The sequence below is a fragment of the Pseudomonas sessilinigenes genome, from assembly GCF_003850565.1.
GTDB lineage: Bacteria > Pseudomonadota > Gammaproteobacteria > Pseudomonadales > Pseudomonadaceae > Aquipseudomonas > Aquipseudomonas sessilinigenes.
Map to the genome: position 1 here is coordinate 4,139,926 of NZ_CP027706.1, position 25,817 is coordinate 4,165,742.

Annotated in this window: 21 protein-coding genes; 8 read left to right on the forward strand and 13 right to left on the reverse strand. The window is 63.6% G+C overall.

Going from position 1 to position 25,817, the window contains the following annotated elements:
• Positions 1-27: 27 nt before the first annotated feature.
• From C4K39_RS19150 to fba, 3 genes are all read left to right on the forward strand, one after another.
• The gene (locus tag C4K39_RS19150) at positions 28-249 is read left to right on the forward strand and encodes a hypothetical protein (protein ID WP_068576749.1); all 222 of its coding nucleotides are present in this window, start codon (positions 28-30) and stop codon (positions 247-249) included.
• 60 nt (positions 250-309) lie between these two features.
• A complete protein-coding gene (locus C4K39_RS19155) occupies positions 310-639 on the forward strand; it encodes an MliC family protein (RefSeq protein ID WP_068576751.1) in 330 nt (109 codons plus the stop codon).
• Positions 640-891: 252 nt separating this feature from the next.
• Complete coding sequence (gene fba, locus C4K39_RS19160) at positions 892-1,956, forward strand: class II fructose-bisphosphate aldolase (RefSeq protein WP_068576753.1); 1,065 nt, start codon at positions 892-894, stop codon at positions 1,954-1,956.
• Positions 1,957-2,017: 61 nt separating this feature from the next.
• On the opposite strand, the gene C4K39_RS19165 is transcribed toward fba, so the two are convergent.
• Positions 2,018-2,689 carry a polysaccharide lyase family 7 protein gene (locus C4K39_RS19165; protein ID WP_068576754.1) on the reverse strand — a complete coding sequence of 224 codons (672 nt, stop codon included), beginning with the start codon at positions 2,687-2,689 and terminating at the stop codon, positions 2,018-2,020.
• A 317-nt stretch (positions 2,690-3,006) separates the two neighbouring features.
• Here C4K39_RS19165 and C4K39_RS19170 point away from each other — a divergent pair, with 317 nt between their 5' ends.
• From C4K39_RS19170 to C4K39_RS19180, 3 genes are read left to right on the forward strand one after another with little or no spacing between them, the layout of a single operon-like run.
• Entirely contained in the window at positions 3,007-5,130 is a 2,124-nt protein-coding gene (locus C4K39_RS19170) for a putative bifunctional diguanylate cyclase/phosphodiesterase (RefSeq protein ID WP_124347189.1), read from the forward strand.
• A gap of 42 nt (positions 5,131-5,172) precedes the next feature.
• Positions 5,173-5,685, forward strand: coding sequence for a M48 metallopeptidase family protein (locus C4K39_RS19175; protein WP_068576759.1), 513 nt, complete (start codon positions 5,173-5,175; stop codon positions 5,683-5,685).
• A gap of 13 nt (positions 5,686-5,698) precedes the next feature.
• Positions 5,699-5,995 (forward strand): winged helix-turn-helix domain-containing protein, encoded by a 297-nt coding sequence (locus C4K39_RS19180; RefSeq protein WP_068576761.1) that lies wholly within the window; start codon positions 5,699-5,701, stop codon positions 5,993-5,995.
• A 4-nt stretch (positions 5,996-5,999) separates the two neighbouring features.
• Here the strand turns inward: C4K39_RS19180 and C4K39_RS19185 are convergent, their stop codons facing one another.
• Complete coding sequence (locus tag C4K39_RS19185; RefSeq protein ID WP_124347190.1) at positions 6,000-6,452, reverse strand: GNAT family N-acetyltransferase; 453 nt, start codon at positions 6,450-6,452, stop codon at positions 6,000-6,002.
• Positions 6,453-6,720: 268 nt separating this feature from the next.
• Here C4K39_RS19185 and C4K39_RS19190 point away from each other — a divergent pair, with 268 nt between their 5' ends.
• On the forward strand, positions 6,721-7,458 hold the full coding sequence (locus C4K39_RS19190) for a substrate-binding periplasmic protein (RefSeq protein WP_068576764.1): 738 nt from the start codon (positions 6,721-6,723) through the stop codon (positions 7,456-7,458).
• A 16-nt stretch (positions 7,459-7,474) separates the two neighbouring features.
• Here the strand turns inward: C4K39_RS19190 and yccS are convergent, their stop codons facing one another.
• From yccS to betI, 9 genes are all read right to left on the reverse strand, one after another.
• The gene (gene yccS / locus C4K39_RS19195; RefSeq protein WP_068576767.1) at positions 7,475-9,664 is read right to left on the reverse strand and encodes a YccS family putative transporter; all 2,190 of its coding nucleotides are present in this window, start codon (positions 9,662-9,664) and stop codon (positions 7,475-7,477) included.
• A gap of 163 nt (positions 9,665-9,827) precedes the next feature.
• Positions 9,828-11,006 carry a BaiN/RdsA family NAD(P)/FAD-dependent oxidoreductase gene (locus C4K39_RS19200; protein WP_068576769.1) on the reverse strand — a complete coding sequence of 393 codons (1,179 nt, stop codon included), beginning with the start codon at positions 11,004-11,006 and terminating at the stop codon, positions 9,828-9,830.
• A 148-nt stretch (positions 11,007-11,154) separates the two neighbouring features.
• Positions 11,155-12,492, reverse strand: a complete 1,338-nt coding sequence (dbpA, locus tag C4K39_RS19205; RefSeq protein WP_235777334.1) for an ATP-dependent RNA helicase DbpA — start codon at positions 12,490-12,492, stop codon at positions 11,155-11,157.
• A 164-nt stretch (positions 12,493-12,656) separates the two neighbouring features.
• Positions 12,657-14,084 (reverse strand): multidrug transporter subunit MdtD, encoded by a 1,428-nt coding sequence (gene mdtD / locus C4K39_RS19210; protein ID WP_068576771.1) that lies wholly within the window; start codon positions 14,082-14,084, stop codon positions 12,657-12,659.
• Positions 14,085-14,143: 59 nt separating this feature from the next.
• The gene (locus C4K39_RS19215) at positions 14,144-15,481 is read right to left on the reverse strand and encodes a TldD/PmbA family protein (protein ID WP_124347191.1); all 1,338 of its coding nucleotides are present in this window, start codon (positions 15,479-15,481) and stop codon (positions 14,144-14,146) included.
• A complete protein-coding gene (locus tag C4K39_RS19220; protein WP_124347192.1) occupies positions 15,481-16,923 on the reverse strand; it encodes a TldD/PmbA family protein in 1,443 nt (480 codons plus the stop codon). The genes C4K39_RS19215 and C4K39_RS19220 overlap by 1 nt, the downstream gene beginning before the upstream one ends.
• 245 nt (positions 16,924-17,168) lie before the next feature.
• On the reverse strand, positions 17,169-18,872 hold the full coding sequence (gene betA, locus C4K39_RS19225; RefSeq protein ID WP_022641537.1) for a choline dehydrogenase: 1,704 nt from the start codon (positions 18,870-18,872) through the stop codon (positions 17,169-17,171).
• Between the two features lie 143 nt (positions 18,873-19,015).
• On the reverse strand, positions 19,016-20,488 hold the full coding sequence (gene betB, locus C4K39_RS19230) for a betaine-aldehyde dehydrogenase (protein WP_124347193.1): 1,473 nt from the start codon (positions 20,486-20,488) through the stop codon (positions 19,016-19,018).
• A gap of 106 nt (positions 20,489-20,594) precedes the next feature.
• The gene (gene betI / locus C4K39_RS19235; RefSeq protein WP_011063941.1) at positions 20,595-21,188 is read right to left on the reverse strand and encodes a transcriptional regulator BetI; all 594 of its coding nucleotides are present in this window, start codon (positions 21,186-21,188) and stop codon (positions 20,595-20,597) included.
• A gap of 425 nt (positions 21,189-21,613) precedes the next feature.
• On the opposite strand from betI, the gene betT reads away from it, so the two are divergent.
• Positions 21,614-23,611, forward strand: coding sequence for a choline BCCT transporter BetT (gene betT, locus C4K39_RS19245; protein ID WP_031320648.1), 1,998 nt, complete (start codon positions 21,614-21,616; stop codon positions 23,609-23,611).
• Positions 23,612-23,776: 165 nt separating this feature from the next.
• Here the strand turns inward: betT and choV are convergent, their stop codons facing one another.
• Complete coding sequence (choV, locus tag C4K39_RS19250) at positions 23,777-24,955, reverse strand: choline ABC transporter ATP-binding protein (protein ID WP_068576779.1); 1,179 nt, start codon at positions 24,953-24,955, stop codon at positions 23,777-23,779.
• The gene (gene choW / locus C4K39_RS19255; RefSeq protein WP_068576781.1) at positions 24,952-25,797 is read right to left on the reverse strand and encodes a choline ABC transporter permease subunit; all 846 of its coding nucleotides are present in this window, start codon (positions 25,795-25,797) and stop codon (positions 24,952-24,954) included. Before choW ends, choV begins: the two co-directional genes overlap by 4 nt.
• Positions 25,798-25,817: the final 20 nt, after the last annotated feature.

Consider the following 25,817-nt stretch of genomic DNA (forward strand, 5'->3'; position numbering starts at 1 on the left):
CCGTTGGCCGGGCAAAGGAGTGTTCTGATGGTCAAGACATTGCCACTGCTGTTCGCCACGGCCTGGCTCGTGGGGTGTTCGGCCAGTTCGCAGGTAAAGCCGGCGGACGAGGACGGGCCCCCGGGAAAGGGCTGCTACCAGGCCGACTGGCAGGCCGAGACGGCTCCGGTGATCAACAAGCGCCTGGGGCCTGAAGGGCTGGAGAAGTACGAGACACCGTCAAAGGCCAGGGAACAGGGTTGCCCTTGACGGGTCAGATTGGATAACGCGAAGGGCCGGGACCCTTGGGTCACCGGCCGAGGAACATCGATGAAAGCTTTGATCGCCGCGGCGATGCTGGGGCTGCTTGCCGGGTGCGCTGATCTGCACCTGCTCAAGTCACCGACCACCGATGAATGGACCACCTGGGTATGCGATAGCCAGGCACAGGTGCTCTGGCGCTACGCCGATGACAGCCGCAAGGCCGTCGACGTACGCCTGGGGGGTGACGATCAGGTTCGCCGCCTGAAGCTCGAGCCTAGCGGTTCGGGCACGCTGTACAGCGACGACATGCTGGCGTTTCACGTCAAGGGTGAGGAAGGCCTGGTCTACTGGGTCGCCACCAATGACTTGATCGGCCGCGGCTGTAAAGCGCCGTAGGCCGGGAACCGATGCTGAACCTGTGGGAGCGAAGCTGGCTCGCGATGCGGCCCGGACATTGGTGATGGATGTCGCCAGGCCGATCGCTATCGCGGGCAAGCCTCGCTCCTGCAGGGACGCAGGGCCCTTGGAATTGATGAAGTAACGAATCCGCAGGCCGGGTTGACCCCCGATCTGCAATCACTTGAATAGCAGTCGCCGCTACGGCAGGCTTGCACGATTAACGACCCTCGACCGGGAGAGACACACACAATGGCACTCATCAGCATGCGCCAGATGCTGGACCACGCAGCCGAGTTCGGCTACGGCGTTCCAGCCTTCAACGTCAACAACCTTGAGCAGATGCGCGCCATCATGGAAGCCGCTGACAAGACTGACTCCCCGGTGATCGTCCAGGCTTCGGCCGGTGCCCGCAAATACGCTGGTGCGCCGTTCCTGCGTCACCTGATCCTGGCCGCGATCGAAGAATTCCCGCACATCCCGGTGTGCATGCACCAGGACCACGGCACCAGCCCCGACGTTTGCCAGCGCTCCATTCAGCTGGGCTTCTCTTCGGTCATGATGGACGGCTCCCTGGGCGAAGACGGCAAGACTCCGACCGACTACGAGTACAACGTCCGCGTTACCCAGCAGACCGTAGCCATGGCCCACGCCTGCGGCGTGTCGGTAGAAGGCGAGCTGGGCTGCCTGGGTTCCCTGGAAACCGGCATGGCCGGTGAAGAAGACGGCATCGGTGCCGAAGGCGTACTGGACCACAGCCAGATGCTGACCGATCCGGAAGAGGCCGCCGACTTCGTCAAGAAGACCCAGGTCGACGCCCTGGCCATCGCCATCGGTACCAGCCACGGTGCCTACAAGTTCACCAAGCCGCCTACCGGCGACGTGCTGGCTATCGACCGCATCAAGGAAATCCACAAGCGCATCCCCAACACCCACCTGGTGATGCACGGTTCGTCCTCGGTTCCACAAGAGTGGCTGGCGATCATCAACCAGTACGGTGGCGACATCAAGGAAACCTACGGCGTGCCGGTCGAAGAGATCGTCGAAGGCATCAAGTACGGTGTACGCAAGGTCAATATCGACACCGACCTGCGCCTGGCATCCACCGGTGCCATGCGTCGCCTGATGGCACAGAACCCGAGCGAATTCGACCCTCGCAAGTTCTTCGGCGCTACCGTGACTGCAATGCGTGATGTGTGCATCGCTCGTTACGAAGCCTTCGGTACTGCTGGCAATGCTTCGAAGATCAAGCCGATCTCCCTGGAAGCGATGTTCCAGCGCTACCTCAAGGGTGAGCTGAACGCCAAGGTCAACTAAGCCTCGGTGGTGAATGAAAAAGCCCGCAGTGATGCGGGCTTTTTTGTGCCTGTATGCCGGCTCAGCTCTTGTTGTGGTCGATGTCCAGCTTGGAGAACGTCACCTTGCCACCTTCGCTGGTGTAGCCGGTGTTGTCCTGCACATAGACGCCAGCCTTGAAGTACAGCGGCTTGTCACGCCAGGTGGCGCTCAGTTGGGTGTTCCACTGATAGCCAGCGGCGCTGACGCCCAGGACGCCTCCGGGGCTCAGGTGGATCAGGTAGGAAAACCGCCGGTCCATGGGCACGTTCTTGGCGATGCCGATGACCCGGGACCGAGTGTCGCCCGGGCGCATGCGCACCTTGGCCACGATGTTGCCGCGGCCCTGGTTGGCCTTGTACTGGTACTCCAGTTTCACCAACGGCCTGGTGCTGTTGTAGGCATGGATCTGGCCGATGACGATCTTGCCTGACGATGGCACCTGGTTGACCGCCAGGGTGGCCTGCAACAGGTTGTCGGCTTCGGGATAAGTCCAGTTGCGCAGGGTGCCGTTGGCGTAGGTTTCGCGCAATTCGGTGCGTGGGTAGATGGCGTTCTCGGTCTTCGAGCCGGTGACCGGCGACCAGAAGAACAGGGTGCCGCTGTCGGAATGGAAGTATTGGTTCTTGAAGCCCTTGACCAGGGCCGGGGTATCGATGGTTGCCGGCGGACTGCCGACAGGAACGCTGAGGTTCCAGGTTGCCAGGTCGATCATGTAGGGAAATTCCGCAAGGATGTGCCTGGTGCAGCCTGCCGAGGGCTTTAGGCTGCACCTCTCGGGCATCTTTATAGCGCAGGGAATCCTGCGGATGGATACCGTACGGCGGATATATGGCGCCAGCAAAATGCCTGGGTGCCATTCTTTATGCCTCGTGTGAATGAAAAGTGTGACCGTTAGTCGGGAGGCAGGGGCATTGGCAGAGTGATGGCTTGATGACAGCTTCTGCTTTTCAGGATCCGGGGCTAGAGTGAAACCTCAGGTTTTGTCGGGTTTCTCACCCGTTCAGTCTTATTACAGACAAGAGAAGCAGCATGGAATGCGTGCAACCGGAGGCAGTCGAGGGTCACTCCACTCTTCTGATCGTCGATGACTACCCTGAAAATCTCCTGAGCATGCGGGCGTTGCTCCAGCGCCAGGACTGGCGGGTAATGACCGCCGCTTCAGGTATCGAGGCCCTGGACCTGTTGCTCCAGCATGAAATCGATCTGGTTCTGCTCGATGTGCAGATGCCAGGCATGGATGGTTTCGAAGTGGCCCGCTTGATGCGCGGCAGCCAGCGCACGCGCCTGACACCGATTATCTTCCTGACCGCCAATGAACAATCCCAGGATGCCGTGATCAAGGGCTATGCCAATGGCGCGGTGGACTACCTGTTCAAGCCCTTCGACCCGCAGATCCTCAAGCCCAAGGTCCAGGCGCTGCTGGAGCACCAGCGCAACCGGCGCGCCTTGCAGCACCTGAGCCATGACCTGGAAGTGGCCCGGGCATTCAATGCCTCGGTGCTGGACAACGCCGCCGAAGGCATCCTGGTCGTGGACGAAGAGGGACGGATACGTTTCGCCAACCCCGCGGTTTCACGCCTGCTCAATGCCCAGGTGAAGGAACTGGAAGGCTCGGCATTCCTCGATTACCTGCAAAAACCCCACATTCCCGACTGGCACGCCTGCGAGCTGTATGCCAGTTACCGGCGCGGTGAAACCTTCCGCCTGCATGACGCCCTGTTGCGCACTGTTCCAGGCCAGCAGATCAGCGTGGCGCTGTCCTGTGCCCCGCTACCGAGCGACCAGAAGGCCATGGTGGTCACCTTGCTGGATATGTCGGAAGTGCGGCACCTGCACCAGCAACTGGAGTACCAGGCGGTTACCGATCCCTTGACCGGGTTGCTCAACCGGCGAGGTTTCCAGCAGACGGTGGACAGCATCCTGGTGCGTGGTGAGCGCCCGGGAAAGTCCCTGGTCCTGCTCTACCTGGACCTGGATGGATTCAAGCGGGTCAATGACTCCCTGGGACACGACGCCGGCGACCGGGTACTGCGCTGGGTCTCCGAGCAGATGAAGGATTGCCTGCACTCGTTCGACATCATCGGGCGCATGGGGGGCGATGAGTTCACTGCGTTATTGGAGCTGGGGTTTCCCGAGCAGGCGGCGAAAGTGGCCGAACGGCTGATCGAGCGGTTGTCCATCAACCAGCAGATCGACGGCCTGGAAGTGGCGCTGGGGGCCAGCATCGGCATCGCCATCTATCCCGACTGCGGTTCCAACCTCGATGGCTTGTTGCGTTCGGCGGATATCGCCATGTACGAGGCCAAGCGCGCCGGCCGCCAGCAGTACCGGTACTACGACCATGAAATGAATGGCCGCGCACGCTCCCGGCTGATGCTCGAGGAAAGCGTGCGCAGCGCGGTGGAGCGCAAGGAGTTCACCCTGGTGTACCAGCCCCAGGTGGCCATTGCCGATGGCCGCCTGCGCGGTTTCGAGGCCTTGCTGCGCTGGCGTCACCCAAGTGTCGGCGACGTACCGCCGGGCTTGTTCCTGCCATTGCTCGAAGAGGCGCGGTTGATCAGCCTGCTGGGGAGCTGGATCTATCAACAGGGGGCTGCCCAGCGCAAGGACTGGGAGCAAGTGTTCAGCCCTGACCTGGTGCTCGGGATCAGTCTGAGCGCTACCCAGTTCAGCATGCCCAACCTGGCGGCGGAGCTGCGCCAGGTCCTGATACGCAACGGCCTGCAGCCGCGCCAGCTGGAAGTCGAAGTCACCGAGGCAGCACTGACCCAGAACCTGGACGAGACCCGCAAGCAACTGCAGCAGTTGCATCATTTGGGGGTGCGGGTGGCTCTCGACGATTTCGGCTCGGGCGGCTGTTGCCTGGCTTACCTGCGTGACTTGCAGCTCGACACCCTCAAGCTCGACCGGCACCTGATCGCGCGGTTGCTCACCTCGCCGCGGGACGCCGCGATCGCGCGCAGCGTGATCGACCTGTGCCGGCAGTTTGGCCTCCTGGTGATCGCCGAAGGCGTGGAAACCCACGAGCAGTATCAGTGGCTCAAGGACGCCGGTTGCGAGTATGTACAGGGTTTCCTGGTGGCCCGACCGCTGACCGCCAGCAGCGCCAGCCAGTTCGCCCAGCCGTTCGACTGGAGCGCGCTGCAGGCCTGAGTTCGCTACACTGGCAGCCTTCGTATCTGGCGTTGCCACCCCATGACCGCACTGAAATACCTCCAGGCCTATCCCATTGCCCTGCAAGAGCAGGTGCGCCAGCTGATTGTCGAGGATCGCCTGGGGGACTATCTGGAGCGTCGCTATCCGGGCAAGCACGGTGTGCAGAGCGACAAGGCGCTGTACAGCTACGCCCTGGAGCTGAAGCAGGAATACCTGCGCAACGCACCAGCCATCGACAAGGTGCTGTTCGATAATCGCCTGGACCTGACCCATCGTGCCCTCGGCCTGCACACCACGGTGTCGCGGGTACAGGGGGGCAAGCTCAAGGCCAAGAAAGAGATCCGCATCGCCTCGCTGTTCAAGGAGGCGGCGCCGGAGTTCCTGCGCATGATCGTGGTCCATGAGTTGGCGCACTTCAAGGAATCGGACCACAACAAGGCGTTCTACAAGCTCTGCGAGCACATGCTGCCGGGCTATCACCAACTGGAATTCGACCTGCGGGTCTACCTCACCTGGCGCGACCTGCAGGCGAAGGCGGGCGCAACGGCCTAGAAAGGAGTGGGCGATGGATGTGAGCAAGACCAAGAGCAGTTTCTACCGCCGCTTGTACGTGGCGTACCTGATCGACAGCGGCCAGGCCAGCAGCGTGCCGGCGCTGACCGAACTCACGGGCATGCCTCGACGTACCGCCCAGGACACCATCGCCGCCCTGGCCGACCTGGACATCGTCTGCCAGTTCGAGCAAGAGGACGGTGCGCGCAATCACGCCGGGCATTATCGGATCCACAGCTGGGGTGCCATCGACAAGGGCTGGATCGAGCCCAACTTGCGGCAGATCAAGGCCGTGCTGGGCTATCCCTGAGGCTTCAGTTGCGGCGCATGCCAATGTGCGGGATGTCGTCTTCCAGGTATTGCTCGCCCACCACGCTGAACCCGTAACGACCATAGTAGGCCTGCAGGTGGGCCTGGGCCGAGAGGTAGATCGGTGTCTCGGGCCAGTGCCGTTGCGCCTGTTTCAGGGCCTGCTCCATCAGTACGTGGCCCAGGCCCTGGCCCCGGGCCTGCTCGGCGATCACTACCCGGCCGATGACCACGTCGCCGCCCTGGGAGATGGGGTCCAGCAGGCGCAGGTATGCCACCAGGCGGTCGCCGTCCCAGGCCATCAGGTGGCAGGTGTCGCCTTCCAGGTCACGGCCATCGACCTCCTGATAGGGGCACTTCTGTTCCACGACGAAGACCTCGGTGCGCAGCTGCAAGATGGCGTAGAGCTGTTCCTTGCCCAGATCGGTGTGGTGTTTGCAGACCCATTCGACGGTCATTTTCTTATCCTGTGAAAAGAGCTGCGCGAAATACTAAGCAGATCGCCAGCGGATGTCTTGCTGGCAGATGTATGGAGTTTGTTTCTGTGAGATGGGTCAAAATGCCATCACTCCGTTCACTGGCTTTTCCCTTCTTTGTGTAATCTGTTTTGCAAGTCCTGTGCATTGGCTGCGATGAGCTAATGTTAGGACCTGGGCGGTCGCTGCATGGGCCCTCGAGTGTAGGCTGGAACGCGCTGGGCCCTGTGCCCGCTAAGGATCTTTAAGCATGCTGCGACTGCATCGGGCTTTGGCTTTGATCGGATTGCTGTTGCTGGGCCAGGGCGCTTCTGCAGAGAAGTTGCGGCTGGTCGCTGATGCCTGGCCTCCGTTTACCGACGCAACCCTGGTCAATGGCGGCGTGGCCACCGATATCGTCAGTACCGCACTGGCCCGCGCCGGCTACGCCAGTGAGTTCGAGCAGGTGCCCTGGGCCCGGGCGCTGCTGGGAATCGGCGAAGGGCGCTACGACGTGCTGGTCAACGCCTGGTACAACGATGAACGTACCCGGCTTGGGCAGTTCTCCTCCGAGTACCTGGTCAACCGTATCCGCTTCCTCAAGCGCAAGGACGCGCCCCTGGAGTACCACAACCTCAAGCAGTTGCATGAGTATCCGATTGCCGTGGTACGCGGCTACGCCTACTCCTCTGAATTCGACAACGACTCGGACTTGCAGAAGGTGCCGGTGCACAACTTCGCCATGGCCGTGCGCATGCTGGCGGCGGACCGGGTCAAGCTGACCCTGGAGGATGAATACGTCGCCCGCTACTACCTGGCCCGGGAGTCGCCCAGGGTGCGCAATGCGGTGGAGTTCCTGCCCAAGCCCTTGAGCGAGAACAGCCTGCATATCCTGGTGAGCCTGAAGAATCCCGAGCATGCGCAGATCGTCGCCAGGTTCGATCGGGAGATCGCCGCCATGAAGGCCGACGGCAGCTACGCCCGGCTGCTGCGCCAGCACGGCATGTAGGAGGGGCAGCGGCAAGCTAGGCTTGCGGCTGTTCGGTCCCTTTGATCAGGTGGGCCGCCAGGGTTCGCAAGGGGCCCAGCTGGCGGCAGATCAGCCCCAGTTGGGTCTGCACCAGGCGCTGTCCCTCATCGATCTCGTCCGGCATCTGCTCCAGCTCGTTGGCCAAGGCCTCCTCGGCATCGCTGTGGATGACGATCGGAGTCTTGTTGGCCAGGCCCTGGGCGATCTCGTCGATGCTGGCCGCGAGGCTGGTGCCGGCGCCACCGATCAGGTGCTCGCGCACCTCGTCCGGCAGCTGGGTGCCACGGTGCGCGCCCAGGCCCGAGAGGTAACTGAGCAGGGTGTGGGACAGCACCAGGAAGCGAAAGCCCACGTCCGCTTCCTTACGAAAGTGCCCAGGTTCCATGAGCATGTTGGCCAGAGTGGTGGACAGCGCCGCATCGGCGTTATGGGCATTGCGCCGGGCCAGGCGGTAGGCCAGGTCGTCGCTCTTGCCGGCGGCGTACTGCTGCATGATCTGGCGCAGGTAGATGCTGTTGCACGCCAGGGTGTTGGCCAGTACCTGGTTCAGGCGCCGCCCTTGCCAGTCGGGAAGGAACAGGAACACCGCCAGGCCGGCGATCAGGCTGCCCAGCAGGGTATCGAACAGTCGCGGCAGGAATAGGCCATAACCGTCGCCTACCTGGTTGAAGCAGAACAGCACCATCAGGGTGATGGCGGCAGTGGCCAGGGTGTAGCGGGTGGTGCGGTTGGTGAAGAACACCACGCCTGCGGCGATGGCGAACAGCGATTGCACCAGCGGGCTGGGGAACAGGTCGAACAGCGCCCAGGCGATGGTCAGGCCGATGGCCGTGCCGACGATCCGCTGGCCCAGCTTGCGCCGGGTGGCGCCATAGTTGGGTTGGCAGACGAACAGCGTGGTGAGGATGATCCAGTAGCCCTGGGAGGGGTGGATCAGGTGCACCATGCCATAGCCGATGCTCAGCGCCAGGGGCAGGCGCAGGGCGTGGCGGAACAGCAGCGAGGTGGGCGTCAGCTGGGTGCGCAGGCGGGTCCAGACATCCTTGAGATTGCGTGGCGAGCGGTCCAGCAGGCTGCTATCGGTAGCATCGGCCAGGGCATCGGGATTGCTGGCATCGCTGAGCAGGCGATCGAGGGTGCTGAGGTTGGCCGCCAGTGCCCGCAGCGAGCGCAAGAGCCCACGCCAGGCGGGGTTGCTCTGGATACGCAGGTGTTCAAGGGAGGCTTCCAGGTCGCCCAGGGCCTCGGTGAACCCGGTGTCGTAGACGAACGGCTGGCGCAACTGGATCGATTCCCCCAGGGCCCGGCAGGCCTTGCCCTGTTGGCGCAGCAGGCGCTGGCAGCGGAACAGCACGTCGCTGTGGAAGAAGGCATCGGCCAGGGCGTTGTAGGGGTAGTGCGAGGAGCTGGCGCGCTCGTGGATGTCCTGGGCCAGGAAGTACAGCTTCAGGTAGCGGCTGACCTTCGACCCCGGGCGGCCGTTGCCGACTCGGTGCAGGATGATCTCCTTGGCGCTGTTGAGCGCGGCCACCACCTTGCCGTTCTGCCGTGCCAGTTCCAGGCGCCGGGCTTCCACGTCCAGCTGGCGAATTGGTTCGAACAGCGACGACTTGAGCTTGAGGTAATAGCCCAGTTCGCGAAACAGCCGTGCCAGGCTCTGCTGCACCGGCTGGTTGGAGAACAACGCCTGCCAGAGCACCGAGAGCAGGCCATACCAGGCAGCCCCTGCCACCAGCAGCACCGGTTCGTGCCAGAAGTCGATCACCGCGCCGCCGCGCTGGTCGACGCCGATCATGGTGTAGACCGAAAGGATCAGGGTCGCCGAGGCGATGGCGCCGTAGCGCTCGCCCAGGGCTCCGAGCATGGTCAGGCCGAAGCTGGCCAGGGCCAGGGCGATGGCGAAGATCCAGGGGTAGGGGAACAGCAGTTCCACCGACAGCGCGGCGATGCTGAAGCACACCAGGGTCACTGCCAGGGCATTGAGGCGGCCCTGCCAGCTGTCGTCGGTTTCCGCCAGGGCGCTGGCGATGATGCCGAGGAATAATGGGATCAGCAGGCTCATTTCGTCCTGGTACCAGCACAGCGCCATGCTGCCGGTCAGGGCGACGAACACCCGCACGCTGTAGCTGAACTTGTCCAGCGCCCAGAGGCGACGCAGGGACTGGCGAAAAGAGGTCGATGACATGGATTGGGGCGAGCCTTCCGGGCGATGCAGCTAAATTGAGCCAGTATTGACGACGGCGCAATGCCGCCGTCACATCCGACAGCAAATTCTATTCCCGGCGAGGCTCATCGGCATGTGCCGTCGTTCCGCCAAGGGGGCGATCCGCCGTGGGTGCGCCGCCGCTTCAGGCGTATTGCGCGGCGGCGTAGCCCGAGGCCCAGGCCCATTGGAAATTGAAACCGCCCAGGTGGCCGGTGACATCCAGCACCTCGCCAATGAAATACAAGCCCGGGCTTTTCAGCGACTCCATGGTCTTGGACGAGACTTCGCGGGTGTCGACCCCGCCCAGGGTCACTTCGGCGGTGCGGTAGCCCTCGGTGCCCGCCGGCACCAGTTGCCAGTTGCCGAGCTTGTCGGCGACGTCCGCCAATTCCGCGGGGGTGTACTGCTTCATCGGCTTGGAGACGAACCAGTGGTCGGCCAGCAGGCCAGCCATCTTCTTGGTGAAGATCTCCCCCAGCAGGGTCTTGAGCTCGCTGTTGGGGCGCTCGGCCTGTTGCTGGTGCAGCCAGCCCAGGGCGTCGTGGTCCGGCAGCAGGTTGATCTCGACGCTGTCGCCGGGCTGCCAGTAGGAAGAAATCTGCAGGATCGCCGGGCCACTGAGGCCACGGTGGGTGAACAGGATGTTCTCGCGAAAGCTCTGGCCGTTGCAGCTCACCAGGCAGTCCACCGAGGTCCCGGACAGCTCGCCGCACAGTTCCTTGAGCTGGTCGGTGATGGTGAAGGGCACCAGCCCGGCACGGGTCGGCAGCAGTTCATGGCCGAACTGCCTGGCCACCTGGTAGCCGAAGCCGGTGGCGCCCAGGGTCGGGATCGACAGGCCGCCGGTGGCGATCACCAGGGACTGGCAGCGCACCTGGCCCAGGGTGGTCTGCAGCAGGTAGCCCGACTCCAGTTTCTCGATCTGCTGGATCGAGGTGTCCAGGCGCAGTTCGACCCCGACCTGGTCGCATTCGGCCAGGAGCATGGCGAGGATGTCGCTGGACTTGTTGTCGCAAAACAGCTGGCCGAGCTTCTTCTCGTGATACGGCACGCCGTGCTTGGCCACCAGGCCGATGAAGTCCCACTGGGTGTAGCGGGCCAGGGCCGACTTGCAGAAGTGCGGGTTCTGCGAGAGGAAGTTGGCCGGCTCGGTGTACATGTTGGTGAAGTTGCAGCGCCCGCCACCGGACATCAGGATCTTCTTCCCGGCCTTGTTGGCATGGTCCAGCAACAGCACCTGGCGCCCACGGCCGGCGGCGGTCAGGGCGCACATCAAGCCGGCGGCGCCGGCGCCGATGATCACGACTTCGGTAGAGCGCAAAACGGTGTCCTCGAGAGTGCAGGCAAATGAACCTGTAGCCGCTGCCGAAGGCTGCGACAAGCCCCCAGGGGCTTCACGGCCTCAAGAGCGGCGCCTCCTTCGGAGACGTTCGCAGCCTGCGGCAGCGGCTACAGATCGAGCGGGTGGGTTACAGGATACGTACGCGCAGCGAACGGCCCTTGATCTTGCCGCTGTTGAGGCGTTGCAGGGCCTGTTTGGCGATGCCGCGCTCCACGGCCACGTAGGCCTGGAAGTCGAAGATCGCGATCTTGCCGACCTGGGCGCCGGGGATGCCGGCCTCGCCGGTCAGCGCGCCGAGAATATCGCCCGGCCGCACCTTGTCCTTGCGCCCGGCGGCGATGCACAGGGTGCTCATGGCTGGCAGCAGCGGGCCGCCGCCCTGGCTCTTCAGGCCGTCGATCTGCTCCCAGTTCAGCGGAGCTTTCTGCAACTGCTCGATGGCCTGGGCACGGTGGGCCTCGGACGGCGACACCAGGCTGATGGCGATGCCTTTCTCGCCGGCGCGACCGGTACGGCCGACCCGGTGGATGTGGATTTCCGAATCTCGCGCCAGCTCGACGTTGATCACCATGTCCAGGGCGTCGATATCCAGGCCCCGGGCGGCGACATCGGTGGCTACCAGCACAGACGTACTGCGGTTGGCGAACATCGCCAGCACCTGGTCGCGGTCGCGCTGTTCCAGGTCACCGTGCAGGCCCACTGCGGACATGCCCTTGGCGGTCAGGTGGTCGACGGTTTCCTGCACCTGCTGCTTGGTGAAGCAGAAGGCCACGCAAGACTGCGGGCGGAAGTGGTTGAGCACCTTGACCACCGCATCCATGCGATCTTCCGGAGAGATTTCGTAGAAGTGCTGCTCGATCTGGCTGTCGCTGTGCAGCGTCTCGACTTTTACCTGCTGCGGATCGCGCATGAACTTCGACGCCAACTGCTTGATGCCCGCCGGGTAGGTGGCGGAGAACAGCAGGGTCTGCCGGCGTGCCGGGGTCTGGCCGATGATGGCCTCGATGGCATCGTAGAAGCCCATGTCGAGCATGCGGTCGGCTTCGTCGAGCACCAGGGTGTTGAGGCCGTCGAGTTTCAGCGTGCCCTTGTCCAGGTGCTGGGAGATGCGGCCCGGGGTGCCGACGATGATATGGGCACCGTGCTCCAGGGAAGCGATCTGCGGGCCGAAGGGCACGCCGCCGCACAGGGTCAGGACCTTGATGTTGTCCTCGGCGCGAGCCAGGCGACGCAGCTCCTTGGCGACCTGGTCGGCCAGTTCGCGGGTCGGGCACATCACCAGGGCCTGGCAGCCGAAGTAGCGCGGGTTGATCGGGTTCAACAGGCCGATGCCGAAGGCGGCGGTCTTGCCGCTGCCGGTCTTGGCCTGGGCGATCAGGTCCAGGCCCTTGAGGATCACCGGCAAGCTTTGCGCCTGGATCGGCGTCATCTGGGCATACCCGAGGGAGTCGAGGTTGGCCAGCATGGCGGCGGACAAGGGCAGGGTGTTGAAAGCGGTGGCGATGGTGGTCACGGGACGGGCCTGCAAAACAAAATGTCGCGCAGTGTATCAGCCCCGCTTCCTCTTCCTGCAATTTCTGGACGAAAAGTCGCCAGGGATCTCCCAGTCCCCACGTAGGAGATGTTCAGTCAGTGCTCGATATGCTCCTCGACCTTGCTCGCCCGGCGGCCATCGTTGGGCGACAGCTGGAGGAAGATCGCCGCTGCCAGCATCGCCATGATCCCGACCGTGAGGAATGTCAGCTGGAAGGCGCCGAGTACCGTGTCGACCCCGTCGTTGCCCACGGAGGCGGTGAAGCCGCCCAACAAGGCGCCAGCGCAAGCGACCCCGAGGCTCAGGGACAGTTGCGCCACCACCGACAACAGGCTGTTGCCACTGCTGGCGGCCGCATCGTCCAGATCGATCAGGGTCACGGTATTCATGGCGGTGAACTGCAATGAGTTGATGGCCCCCAGCACTGCCAGCATGCACAGCAGCAGCGGATAAGGCGTCTGCTCGCTGACCAGGCCCATGCTTGCCAGCATGATGCCCAGGGCCAGGGTGTTGCCGGTGAGCACGATGCGATAGCCCAGGCGTTCGATCAATGGCCGGGCAATGGACTTGGCCAGCATGGCGGCCGCCGCCAGGGGCAGCATGCTCATCCCGGCCTGGGACGGTGAGTAGCCCAGGGCGACCTGCAGCAGCAGTGGCACCAAGAATGGCAGGGCACCGCTGCCCAGGCGGGCGAACAGGTTGCCGAGGATGCCCACGGCGAAGGTCCGTACCTTGAACAGCGAAGGGGCGAACAGCGGGTTGTCGATGTGCCCGGCTCGCAGCCAGTAGGCCGCCAGGCACGCCAGCCCGCCGAACAGCAGCAACATCACCCGCAAGTGCGGCAGGTGCAGCTCGCCCAGGCCCTCCATGGCGATGGTGATCAGCACCATCGCCGCGCCGAACAGCAAAAAGCCCAGGCCATCGAAGCGCGTGCGCTCGCTGCCCCGCAGGTCGGGGATGAAGCGCCAGACCGCGTAGCAGCCTATGGCCCCCACCGGCAGGTTGATCAGGAAGATCCAGTGCCAGGTCAGGTACTGCACCATCCAGCCGCCCATGGTCGGGCCGATCAACGGGCCCAGCAGTCCGGGAATGGTGATGAAACCCATGATCCGTACCAGCTCCGAGCGGGGGTAGGCGCGCAGCACCACCAGGCGTCCCACTGGCAGCATCAAGGCGCCGCCCAGGCCCTGGATCACCCGTGCGCCGACCAGCATGCCCAGCGAGCTGGACAGGGCGCACAACAGTGAACCGATGCTGAACAGCAGGATGGCCCCGAAGAAGATCTTCTTGGTGCCGAAGCGATCGGCGATCCAGCCCGAAGCCGGGATCAGCAGCGCCACGGTGAGCATGTAGGCAATGACCACGCCTTGCATGCGCAATGGGTCTTCCGCCAGGTCTTGGGCCATGGCCGGCAGCGCCGTATTGAGGATGGTGCCGTCCAGGGACTGCATGAAGAAGGCGATGGCCACCACCCAGGGCAGCCAGCGGGTGGTGGTAGCGTCGAGTGGCGTGCGTTCGGGCATGGGACCTCAACAAGGGCAGCGGAAAGTTGCAAGCTCCAGGCTCGCAACTTGAGGCCGGTTTACAAGGTCAGCGTCAGGCGGCTGACCAAGGCCCCGGGCAGATGCATCGAGGCCGTCTGGCGCTGGCCGTAGGTACTGGCCGAAAGCAGCAGTTCGCGCTGCTCGGTGAGTGCCTCCAGTTGCGAACCCAGCAGGCTGTAGACACTGTCATCGAAGCGCATGGTGTTCACCGGTGCCTGGATCTCGCCGTTTTCCACCCAGAAGGTGGCAAAGCGGGTCATGCCGGTCAGGCGTGCTGCCGGCAGGTCCGAGTAGTTCAGGTACCACAGGTTACTGATGTACAGGCCGGTGCCCAGTTGCTTGAGGATGTCCTGCTGGGCCAACTGGCCGCCGGCCATGTTCAAGGCGCTGGGGTACTCGCTGCTGCCGGCGCCATTGGTGGCCAGTCCATACTCGGCGGCGCTGCGGGAGTTGATCAGGCGGGCGTCGGCGTTGCCGGCGGTGATCAGCGCCAGGTCGCTGCGCGGGTAGCCCTCGTCGGAGAACGCCGGGCTGAGCGAGCCGCTGACCTGCTCGCGCAGGGACACTAACGGGCTGAGGGCGGCGTCGCCGGCATAGAGCTTCTGCAGGGCGCTGTGCTTGCTGGCGATGGACTGGGCCGAGAACCCGCCCCAGGCCAGCATGCTCATGATTTCCTCCAGGGCCGCGGGGGCCAGGTAGGCGCGGTACTGCCCGGGGGCCAGGGTGCGCAGCGGCCTGCCGAGGAACTCCAGTTGCTGGCGGGCTTGGTCGAAGCGCTGGGCGAAGGCTTCGCTGCTCCAGGCATGCCCGGCATAGCTGGCCTTCACCGCTTCGCCATTGTCGTGGAACAGGCTGAAATCGAAGTTGAAACTGTTGGCCTGATGCCAGCCGAACGCCCCGCTGGAGCTGGCGAAGCCGCGGCTGATGGAACCGGCGGCATAGATGCCCACCAGGTCCAGGCCGCTGGCCGCGTGGCCGATCTCATTCACTACCTGTTCGCTGTCCGGCAGCGGGTGTTCTTGCACACTCTGGGATTGCCAGTGGGTGTGGTTGAGCATCAGGTAGGGGTCGGCCGGCAGCAACGGCAGGGTTTCGCGCAGCTGTTGCAAGCCTTCGGCCAGGCGCTGGCGATCCACCTCGGGATCGTTGCTCAGGGTGATCCCGAGGTCGGCGTGGCGCCCGTCGTCGATCAGCTTGAAGCTCAGGCTGGCCTGCTGCACCTGCCCGGCCTGGCGCACCTTGGCGTGGTTGAAGCGGATGAATTCCGAAGATTCGGCGGCGTAGCTGAGGGTGAATTGTTCCGACTCGCGGATCTCGTCCTTGAGCCACTGCACCAGCGCCTTGAATGGCTGGGCCTGATCGGTCGTCCTGGTCATCAGGCATCTCCTCCGAATACATCGATCTTGCTGAAGACACAGGCTGGCGAGGCGTGGCCAACCCGGATCACCTGGTTGGGTTCGCCCTTGCCGCAATTGGGCGTGCCCAGGACCTGGAAGGTGCCACGGTTGCCGACGGCGCAGAGGTTGCGCCAGAACTGCGCGGAAATGCCCCGGTAGTTGGGGTTCTTGACCACGCCCTTGAGTTCGCCGTTCTCGATCAGTTGGCCCCATTCGCAGCCGAACTGGAACTTATTGCGCGCATCGTCGATGGACCAGGAGCGGTTGGTGGACATCAGGATGCCGTGTTCGATGCCGCCGATCAGTTGTTCCAGGGACTGCTCGCCCGGCTCGATGTTGAGGTTGGCCATGCGGTCGATGGGCGCGCGGTTCCAGCTGCTGGCGCGGCTGTTGGCAACGCCGTCCAGGCCGCTGCGGTACTGCGACAGGGCACCGCCCAGGGGGCGTACCAGCAACCCTTCGCGGATCAGGAACTGCTTGCTGGCGGCGGTGCCCTCGTCGTCATGGCCATAGCTGGCCAGCTCCTCGGGAATGTCCGGGTCGAAGGTCACGTTGAGCAGCCGCGAGCCGTATTGCAGATGGCCGAAGTCCGCCTGTTTGACGAAGCTGGTACCGGCATAGTTGCGTTCGTCGCCGAGGATGCGGTCCAGCTCCAGCGGGTGACCGATGGACTCGTGGATCTGCAGCATCATCTGGTCCGGCATCAGCAGCAGGTCCCGCTGGCCTTGGGGCGTATTGGGAGCCAGCAGCAGTTGCAGGGCCTGGTCGGCGACCCGCGGTGCGGCACCCAGCAGGCCACAGCGGCTGATCACGTCGCCGGCGCCTTGCTGGCCGAAATTCTCTCGGCCCAGGCTGCGGGTCTGGCTGTCGCTGCCGTCGTAGGCGGTGACGTCCAGGCCCGGGTAGACGAAGCGCTGGGCCTGGCGCAGCTCGGCCCCGGCGCTGTTGAGGTAGATCTGCTCGACCTGGGTCACGCCGATGCCCACTTGCCAGTTCACCAGGCGCTCGTCCTTGGGCACCGAGGCCGATTCGTCACCCAGCAGCTGGTAGCAGTCGCTCAGGGATGGGAAGGCGTGTTCGAGGTTGGGCGACAGGTAGTCGGCGCGATGGCTGGAGACCGGCTGCTCGCGCAGGTCCAGCAGGGAGTGGGCGGCGATCACCCGGGCCTGCCGTTCGGCGCGGTCGAGGGCCGCCTGCAAGCCGCTTTGCGACAGGTCGTTGGTGGCGGCGTAGGTTTCCACGCCACGCACCCGTACGGTCAGCATCGCGCCTTCGTCACGGCCCAGGCAGGGTGGCTCGGCAATGTTCTTGCGCACCGACAGGTACTGGTCGGACTCGCGCACATAACGCAGGGAAAAGAATTCGGCGCCCGTGCGCAAGGCAGCGAAGCGCTGCTTGAGCTGGGGGTGAAAGTCGAACATGAATGACCTCCTTGTGTGAAGAGCTGGGGCTTGCAGGTCTTATCGACGGCGGGCCGGCTCCTACAGGTATAGGTCGCGCAGGGCTCGGGATAAAGTCCGTGGAGCGAAGGGGGTAAGGCGGATGAAACTTTAGCCGCAGCCTGCGACTGCGATCAAGGACGCCGTGGAGGCAATGTCGAGGAGAGAAGAGAGGCGGGGGGAATCGTGGAAATGGCGCCGACCCTTGCGGTCGGCGCCAATGGTGCTTACTGCGCGTTCGCGGCTACGTCGCGTACCGGCTTGCCACGTACCGGAGCTTCGCCGGCCACGTAGTAGGCGGCCTTGCTGCGTGGCAGCGGCTGGCGGCCACGGATCTTGTCGGCGATTTTCTCGGCCATCATGATCGTCGGCGCGTTGAGGTTGCCGGTGGTGATGATCGGCATGATCGAGGCATCCACCACACGCAGGCCCTGCATGCCGTGCACGCGACCCTGGCCATCGACCACGGCCATGTCGTCGGTGCCCATCTTGCACGAGCAGGATGGGTGGAACGCAGTCTCGGCGTGCTCGCGGATGAAGGTGTCCAGCTGCTCATCGGTCTGCACTTCGATGCCCGGGCTGATCTCGCGACCGCGGTAGGCGTCCAGTGCCGGCTGCTGCATGATTTCGCGGGTCAGGCGGATGCCGTCGCGGAATTCCTGCCAGTCCTGCTCGGTGGCCATGTAGTTGAACAGGATGCTCGGGTGCTGGCGCGGGTCTTTCGACTTGGCCTGCACGCGGCCACGGCTTGGCGAACGCATGGAACCCATGTGGGCCTGGAAGCCGTGTTCCTTCACGCCGTTGGAGCCGTTGTAGTTAATCGCTACCGGCAGGAAGTGGTACTGGATGTTCGGCCATTCGAACTCTTCGCGAGTACGGATGAAACCACCGGCTTCGAACTGGTTGCTGGCGCCGATGCCGGTGCCCTTGAACAGCCACTGCGCGCCGATGGCCGGCTGGTTCCACCACAGCAGCGATGGGTACAGCGATACCGGCTGGGTGCACGCGTATTGCAGGTACAGCTCCAGGTGGTCCTGCAGGTTCTCACCGACGCCCGGCAGGTCGTGGACCACCGGGATGTCCAGGCTTTCCAGCAGGGCACGCGGGCCGACGCCGGAGCGTTGCAGCAGCTGTGGCGAGGCGATGGCGCCGGAGCTGACGATGACTTCCTTGCGCGCACGGGCTTCCACGCGTTCTTCGGTGCTGCCTTGCAGGTAGCTCACGCCTACGGCGCGCTTGCCTTCGAACAGGACCTTGTCGGTCAGGGCGTGGGTGACGATGGTCAGGGTGGAGCGCTTCTTGGACACGTCCAGGTAACCGCGGGCGGTGCTGGAGCGACGGCCTTCAGGGGTCACGGTGCGGTCCATCGGACCGAAGCCTTCCTGCTGGTAGCCGTTGAGGTCTTCGGTACGCGGGTAACCGGCCTGTACGCCGGCCTCGACCATGGCGTGGAACAGCGGGTTGTTGCCAGCCTTGGGCGTGGTCACTCGTACCGGGCCTTCGCCACCGTGGTAGTCGTTAGGGCCGATGTCGCGGGTTTCGGCCTTGCGGAAGTATGGCAGGCAGTCCAGGTACGACCAGTCTTCCAGGCCTGGCAGCTTGGCCCAGCCGTCGTAGTCCATGGCGTTGCCGCGGATGTAGCACATGCCGTTGATCAGCGAGGAGCCGCCCAGGCCCTTGCCACGGCCACATTCCATGCGGCGGCCGTCCATGTGCGGCTCTGGATCGGTCTCATAGGCCCAGTTGTAGCGACGGCCTTGCAGGGGGAACGCCAGTGCCGCAGGCATCTGGGTACGGAAATCGAAACGGTAGTCCGGGCCGCCGGCTTCCAGCAGCAGGACGGTGACGCCTTCGTCTTCGGTCAGACGGGTCGCCAGGGTGTTACCGGCAGAGCCGGCACCAACGATGATGTAGTCGTATTCTTGGGCCATTAGAGCCTCCGTGGAGAGCTGCAAGCCTCAAGCTTCAAGCTGCGAGAAAAGGCAGCGAAGCGGGCTTGGCATTGAATGAGGGGCAGGCGGCAAGCCGGGCTAATGCCTTGGCTTGCCGCTGATAGCTAGCTACTTGCCGCTGCTCAGAATACTGAGCTGTAGTCGCCCAGCTCGACCTGCACCGACTTGATGCGGGTGAAGTTGTTCAGCGAGCTGATGCCGTTCTCACGGCCCACGCCCGACTGCTTGTAGCCGCCGACTGGCATCTTGGCGTCGGATTCGCCCCAGGCGTTGATCCAGCAGATACCGGCTTCGAGCTGGTGGATGATGCGGTGAGCGCGGTTCAGATCGCGAGTGACGATACCGGCGGCCAGGCCGAAGTCGGTGTCGTTGGCACGACGGATCACTTCTTCTTCGGTCTCGTAGGTGAGGATGCTCATCACTGGGCCGAAGATTTCTTCACGCACGATGGTCATGTCGTCGGTGCAGTCGGTGAACACGGTCGGTGCCACGAAAGCGCCCTTGGCGAATTCGCCGTCGGTCAGGCGATCGCCGCCGCACAGTACGCGGGCACCTTCTTCCTTGCCCTTGGCGATGTAGCCCAGCACGTTCTCCATGTGGGCCAAGCTCACCAGCGGACCGAAGTTGGTGTTCTCGTTCTCTGGGTTGCCAACGCGGATGCGGGCAACGCGCTCGACGATCTTGGCTTCGAAGGCGGCCTTCAGGTGGCTCGGTACGAACACGCGAGTGCCGTTGGTGCAGACCTGGCCCGAGCTGTAGAAGTTGGCCATCATCGCGGTGTCGGCGGCGCGATCCAGGTCGGCGTCGTCGCAGATGATCAGCGGCGACTTGCCGCCCAGTTCCATGGTCACTTCCTTGAGCGAGGAGCTCGAAGCGCTGGCCATGACTTTCTTGCCGGTGTCGGTGCCGCCGGTGAAGGAGACTTTCTCGATGCGCGGGTGCTCGGTCAGCCAGGTGCCGACTTCACGGCCACTGCCGGTCAGGACGTTGAACACGCCAGCCGGTACGCCAGCCTCGGTGTAGATCTCGGCCAGTTTCAGGGTGGTCAGCGAAGTCACTTCGCTTGGCTTGAAGATCATCGCGTTGCCAGCGGCCAGGGCCGGGGCGGATTTCCACAGGGCGATCTGGATCGGGTAGTTCCAGGCGCCGATACCGGCGACCACGCCCAGTGGCTCGCGGCGGGTGTAGACGAAGGAAGTGTCGCGCAGTGGGATCTGCTCGCCTTCGATGGCCGGTACCAGGCCTGCGTAGTATTCCAGCACGTCGGCGCCGGTGACGATGTCGACATACTTGGTTTCGGAGTAGGCCTTGCCGGTATCCAGGGTTTCCAGGGCGGCCAGCTCGTCGTTGCGCTCACGCAGGATGTCCACGGCGCGACGCAGGATGCGCGAACGCTCCATGGCGGTCATGGCGGCCCAGATCTTCTGGCCTTTCTCGGCGCTGACCACGGCGCGTTCCACGTCTTCCTTGGTCGCACGCTGCACTTGTGCGAGAACTTCACCGTTGGCCGGGTTGATGGCATCGAAAGTGGCGTCGCTGCCGGCATCGGTGTAGCCGCCGTCGATGTAGAGTTTTTGCAGTTCAAAACGGGCCATAGTGTCCTCGCAAGTGCATTGAGTAATGGGCTTGTCCACCGGGCGTGCCCTTGGATTCGGGCACGCTGATCAGTGGCGTGCAGAGGCCGAGCGTCTTGGTTGTGCTCTAGCGCTCCTGCTTAGCCAGTTGTAAATCCATGTATTCGTAAGCGATCCGTATCGCCTGGTCGGTGTCGAACGCATCACCCGACAGGGCGCCACGCAGCCACAAACCGTCGATCAAAGCCGCCAGGCCGCGGGCTGCCTTGCGCGCATGGTAGAGCGGCAGGGCGCGGCGGAACTGGCAACACAGGTTGGAATACAAGCGGTGGTCGTTGATCCGCTGCAACCTGTGCAAATCGGGCTGGTGCATGCTGGAAGCCCAGAAGGCCAACCAGGTTTTCATTGCCGGGCCGTTCACCTGGCTGGCATCGAAGTTGCCCTCGATGATCACTTTCAGGTGAGCGCGCGGGCTGTCGTCCGTCAGGGCCTGACGGCGTGCTCTGACGCCTTCGTTGAGCATGCTCATGATGTAACCCATCGTCGCTGCGATCAGGCCGTTCTTGTCCCGAAAGTAGTGACTGATGATGCCGTTCGACACTCCGGCCAAACGGGCGATCAGCGCAATGCTGGCGTCCCCCATTCCGACCTGATCGACCGCTTGTAGCGTGGCTTCGATCAACTGCTGGCGGCGTATGGGTTGCATACCGACCTTGGGCATCTGATACCTCTCCTTAGGCCCGCCGGCAGACGCATGACGGCTGTCGGCTTGCGGGCCAGTCTATTTTGTTTTGATTGAACGTTCAATCAACAAAGAATAAGATCTGCGACAAATCGTCGCTGCCTACGGATTCGTCCCGCATGTAGACGGCGGAAAACGACCTCCGAAAAAGACCGCACCCCAGGGATGGCATGGCGTGAACCGGTAAGGACGGACGTGTTGAATGGGCAAGACGCTTCAGGCCTGACGCCGAACCATGGGTTCGAGCCGAGGTCGGGGACGCTGGTTCGCAACGCAGCCGCCGTGGGTCCGGGCTTTTTTCGGGGTGTCTTTATATCACCCGACGATCGGCTGCCAACTAACCGATTGGTCGGGTGCCGTGTTGCCTTGTGTCCTTCTCTCGCACTGCCTGGAGCATCTGTGCAATGAGTTCTGCCTCTCTTATAAAGACCCCGCCGGAAAAGGTGCGGGTCAACGGTTGGGTGTTCTACACCTCGACCGCGCTGATCCTGTTGTTGACTGCGATCCTGATCATCGCCCCGCAAGAGGCCGGCAAAATGCTGGACGTTGCCCAGGCCTGGTTGTCCCGCAGTTTCGGCTGGTACTACATGCTGGTGATCGCCGCCTACCTGGTGTTCGTGGTGGGCCTGGCGTTCTCTTCCTACGGCAAGCTCAAGCTGGGGACCAAGCAAGACACCCCGGACTTCAGCTATGGCGCCTGGGCCGGGATGCTGTTCTCGTCCGGCATCGGCATCTCGCTGCTGTACTTCGGTGCGTCCGAGCCCCTGGACCACTACTTCAATCCGCCCGAAGGCGTGCCAGCCAGCAACCAGGCCGCGCGCCAGGCGCTGCAACTGACGTTCCTGCACTGGGGCCTGCACGGTTGGGCGATCTATGCCCTGGTGGGCCTGGCGGTGGCGTACTTCGCCTACCGGCATAACCAGCCATTGGCACTGCGCTCGGCGCTGTACCCATTGGTGGGCGAGCGCTGGGTCAAGGGCGCGGCCGGCCACGCGGTGGACGGTTTCGGCATGTTCGTGACCCTGCTGGGCCTGGTGACCAACCTGGGCATCGGCTCGATGCAGGTATCGTCCGGCCTGGAAAACCTGTTTGGCATGGAACACAGCAACACCAACCTGCTGATCGTGATCATCGTCATGAGCACGGTGGCCACCATCGCCGCGGTGTCCGGGGTGGAGAACGGCATTCGCCGCCTGTCCAACCTGAACATCGTGCTGTTCAGCGGCTTGCTGATCTTCGTCCTGCTGTTCGGCCCGACCCTGCACCTGCTCAACGGCTTCGTGCAGAACATCGGCGACTACCTCAACGGCGTGGTGCTCAAGACGTTCGACCTCTATGTGTACGAAGGCGACAGCGCCAAATCCGATCGCTGGCTGGGCCTGTGGACCCTGTTCTACTGGGCCTGGTGGATTTCCTGGGCACCTTTCGTGGGCATGTTCATCGCTCGTATTTCCCGTGGTCGTACCGTGCGCGAGCTGGTGGCTGGCGTACTGCTGATCCCGCTGGGCTTCACCCTGGCCTGGCTGTCGATCTTCGGCAACTCGGCGCTGGATCTGGTGCTCAACCAGGGCGCGGTGGAACTGGGCAAGACCGCCCTGGAACAGCCGTCCATGGCGATCTACCAATTGCTCGAGCATTACCCGGCGTCGAAGATCGTCATCGGTGTGTCGATCTTCGTGGGCTTCGTATTGTTCCTGACCCCGGCCGACTCCGGCGCGGTGATGATGGCCAACCTGTCCTGCAAGGGCGGTAACGTCGACGAAGACGCCCCGCACTGGCTGCGGATCTTCTGGTCGGTCGTGATCACCCTGGTGACCGTCGGCCTGCTGTTCGCCGGTAACTTCCAGGCCATGCAGACCATGGTGGTGCTGGCTGGCCTGCCATTCTCGGTGGTGCTGGTGTGCTTCATGTTCGGCCTGTACAAGGCCATGGCCCAGGACACCCGGGTCGAGCAGGAACAAGCGGAACTGGCGGCCCGTGGCCGTCGCGGTTTCAGCGAGCGCCTGACCCAACTGGACCTGCAGCCGACCCAGGCAGTGGTCCAGCGCTTCATGGACAAGCACGTGACCCCGGCCCTGGAAGAGGCCGCGACCCAGTTGCGCAACCAGGGGCTGGACGTGCAAACCCTGCTGGGCAAGTCCAAGCGCTGCATGGGTGTGCGGATCGAGATGGAAGAGGGCAACCCTTTCGTCTATGAAGTGAGCCTGGACGGTTACCTGGCGGCGCCGAGCGAGTCGGCCGATGCACCGGAGGAGCGCGCACGCTACTACCGCGCCGAGGTCTACCTGCACAACGGCAGCCAGGAATACGACTTGATGGGCTTCACCCAAGAGCAGATCACCCGTGACGTGCTCGATCAGTTCGAAAGCCATCGGCAGCTCCTGGGCCGGGTTTATAGCTAAGTCCTGAAGTAGACGCGGGCCCGGGCTCACCGGGTACCGCGTCGCCCGCGAAGCGATGTGTGGCGTACCGCCACATCCGCTCCTGCAACAGGTGCAATTCGCACCTCTATTCCCGCTCAAACGACAACGCCGCGACCCAGGTCGCGGCGTTGTCGTTTGTGTCCATCAGCCCAGGTTCTTGCCGAGCAGTGCGTGGTAGAGCTCGCTGTCGCCAAGGATCCCCACCACCTTGTGGTTATCGTGGAGCACCAGCTTGTTGCCGGTCTGGTAGCGGATCTGCAGGGCTTCGCGCATGCCGATATTGGAATCCACCAGGGTCGGGCGCCGGCCCAGCTCTTCCACCGACTGTCCGGGCACCCAGTTCTGCAGGTCCAGCTGCGAGCCGTTGCGTCGGGCACCCTTGATGGTGTTGCCTTCGGCCAGGTCCAGCCAGGAGTCGCCACCCGGGTCCAGGCACACCGAACCGTTGACCCGCTTGCAGTTGTCCAGGCTGCGCATCAGGCTGCGCCCGCACAGTACGTTCAACGGGTTGGTATGGGCGACGAAGGTCCGCACGTAGTCGTCCGCCGGGTTGAGCACGATCTCTTCGGGCTTGCTGTACTGGATGATCCGCCCGTCCTTCATGATGGCGATGCGGCTGCCCAGTTTCAGGGCTTCGTCCAGGTCGTGGCTGACGAACACGATGGTCTTGTTCAGCTTGCGCTGCAGCTCCAGCAACTCGTCCTGCAGGCCCTGGCGAATCAGCGGGTCGAGGGCCGAGAAGGGCTCGTCCATCAGCAGGATGTCGGCGTCCATGGCCAGGGCACGGGCCAGGCCCACGCGTTGCTGCATGCCACCGGACAGCTCGTCCGGCTTCTTGTTGCGCCACTGGGTCAGGCCCACCAGCTCCAGCTTGTCGTCCACCAGCTTGCGCCGCTCCTTCTCCGGGCGGCCCTGCATCTCCAGGCCGAAGCTGATGTTCTCGCGCACTGTCAGCCAGGGCATCAGGGCGAACTTCTGGAACACCATGGCGATGCGCTTGGTGCGCATCATCTTCAGCTCGGCCGGGGAGCAGTGGGCGATATCGATGTGCTTGCCTTCATGCTCGACGAACAGCTTGCCGCGGCTCACGGTATTGAGGCCGTTGATGCAGCGCAGCAGGCTCGACTTGCCCGAACCGGACAGGCCCATCAGCACGCAGATCTCGCCCTTGTTGATGTCCAGGTTGGCCTTTTCCACACCGACCACCAGGCCGGTCTGCTTGAGGATCTGCTCGCGGGTCTGGCCCTTGTCCAGCAGTGCCAGGGCCTCGCGCGGCTTGTTGGAGAAGATGACGTCGACGTCTTCGAAACGAATGATGCTCATGCCTCACCCCTTGCCGGCAGTTCCGGCTGCTTGCAGATACGGTCGAGCATGATTGCCAGCAACACGATCGCCAGGCCTGCTTCGAAGCCCAGGGAGATATCGGCGGTGTTCAGTGCGTTGACCACGGGTTTGCCCAGGCCATCGGCGCCCACCAGGGCCGCGATCACCACCATCGACAACGACAGCATGATGCACTGGGTCACGCCGGCGGCGATGCTCGGCATCGCGTGCGGCAATTCGATACGGGTCAGCAACTGGCGGCGTGAACAACCAAAGGCCTTGCCGGCATCCAGCAGCTCCTGTGGCACGTCGCAGATACCCAGGTAAGTCAGGCGGATCGGCGCGGCGATGGCGAACACCACGGTGGAAATCAGCCCCGGGACCACGCCCAGGCCGAACAGAGTCAGGGTTGGGATCAGGTAGACGAAGGTCGGCACGGTCTGCATCAGGTCCAGCACCGGGCGCATGGCGGTATAGAACATCGGCTTGTGCGCGGCGAGGATGCCCAGCGGCACGCCGATGACCACGCAGACCAGAGTGGCGAAGGTCACCTGGGCCAGGGTCTCCATGGTCTCCTGCCAGTACCCCAGGTTGAGGATCAGCAGGAAGGACAGGATGACGAATACGGTCAGGCCCCATTTGCGCTGGATCATGTGGGCCAGCAGGGCGATCAGGCCGATCAGGGCCAGGGGGTTGAACCAGGTCAGCGCGAACGTCACGCCGTGAATCATGGCTTCCAGGCTGGTGGCGATCGCATCGAAGATGTTGGCGCCGTGTTTCGTCAGCCACTCTACAAAGGCCGCGATGTACTGGCCCAGGGGGATTTTCTGATCAGTGAGCATGGTATTGAACGTCCGCATGC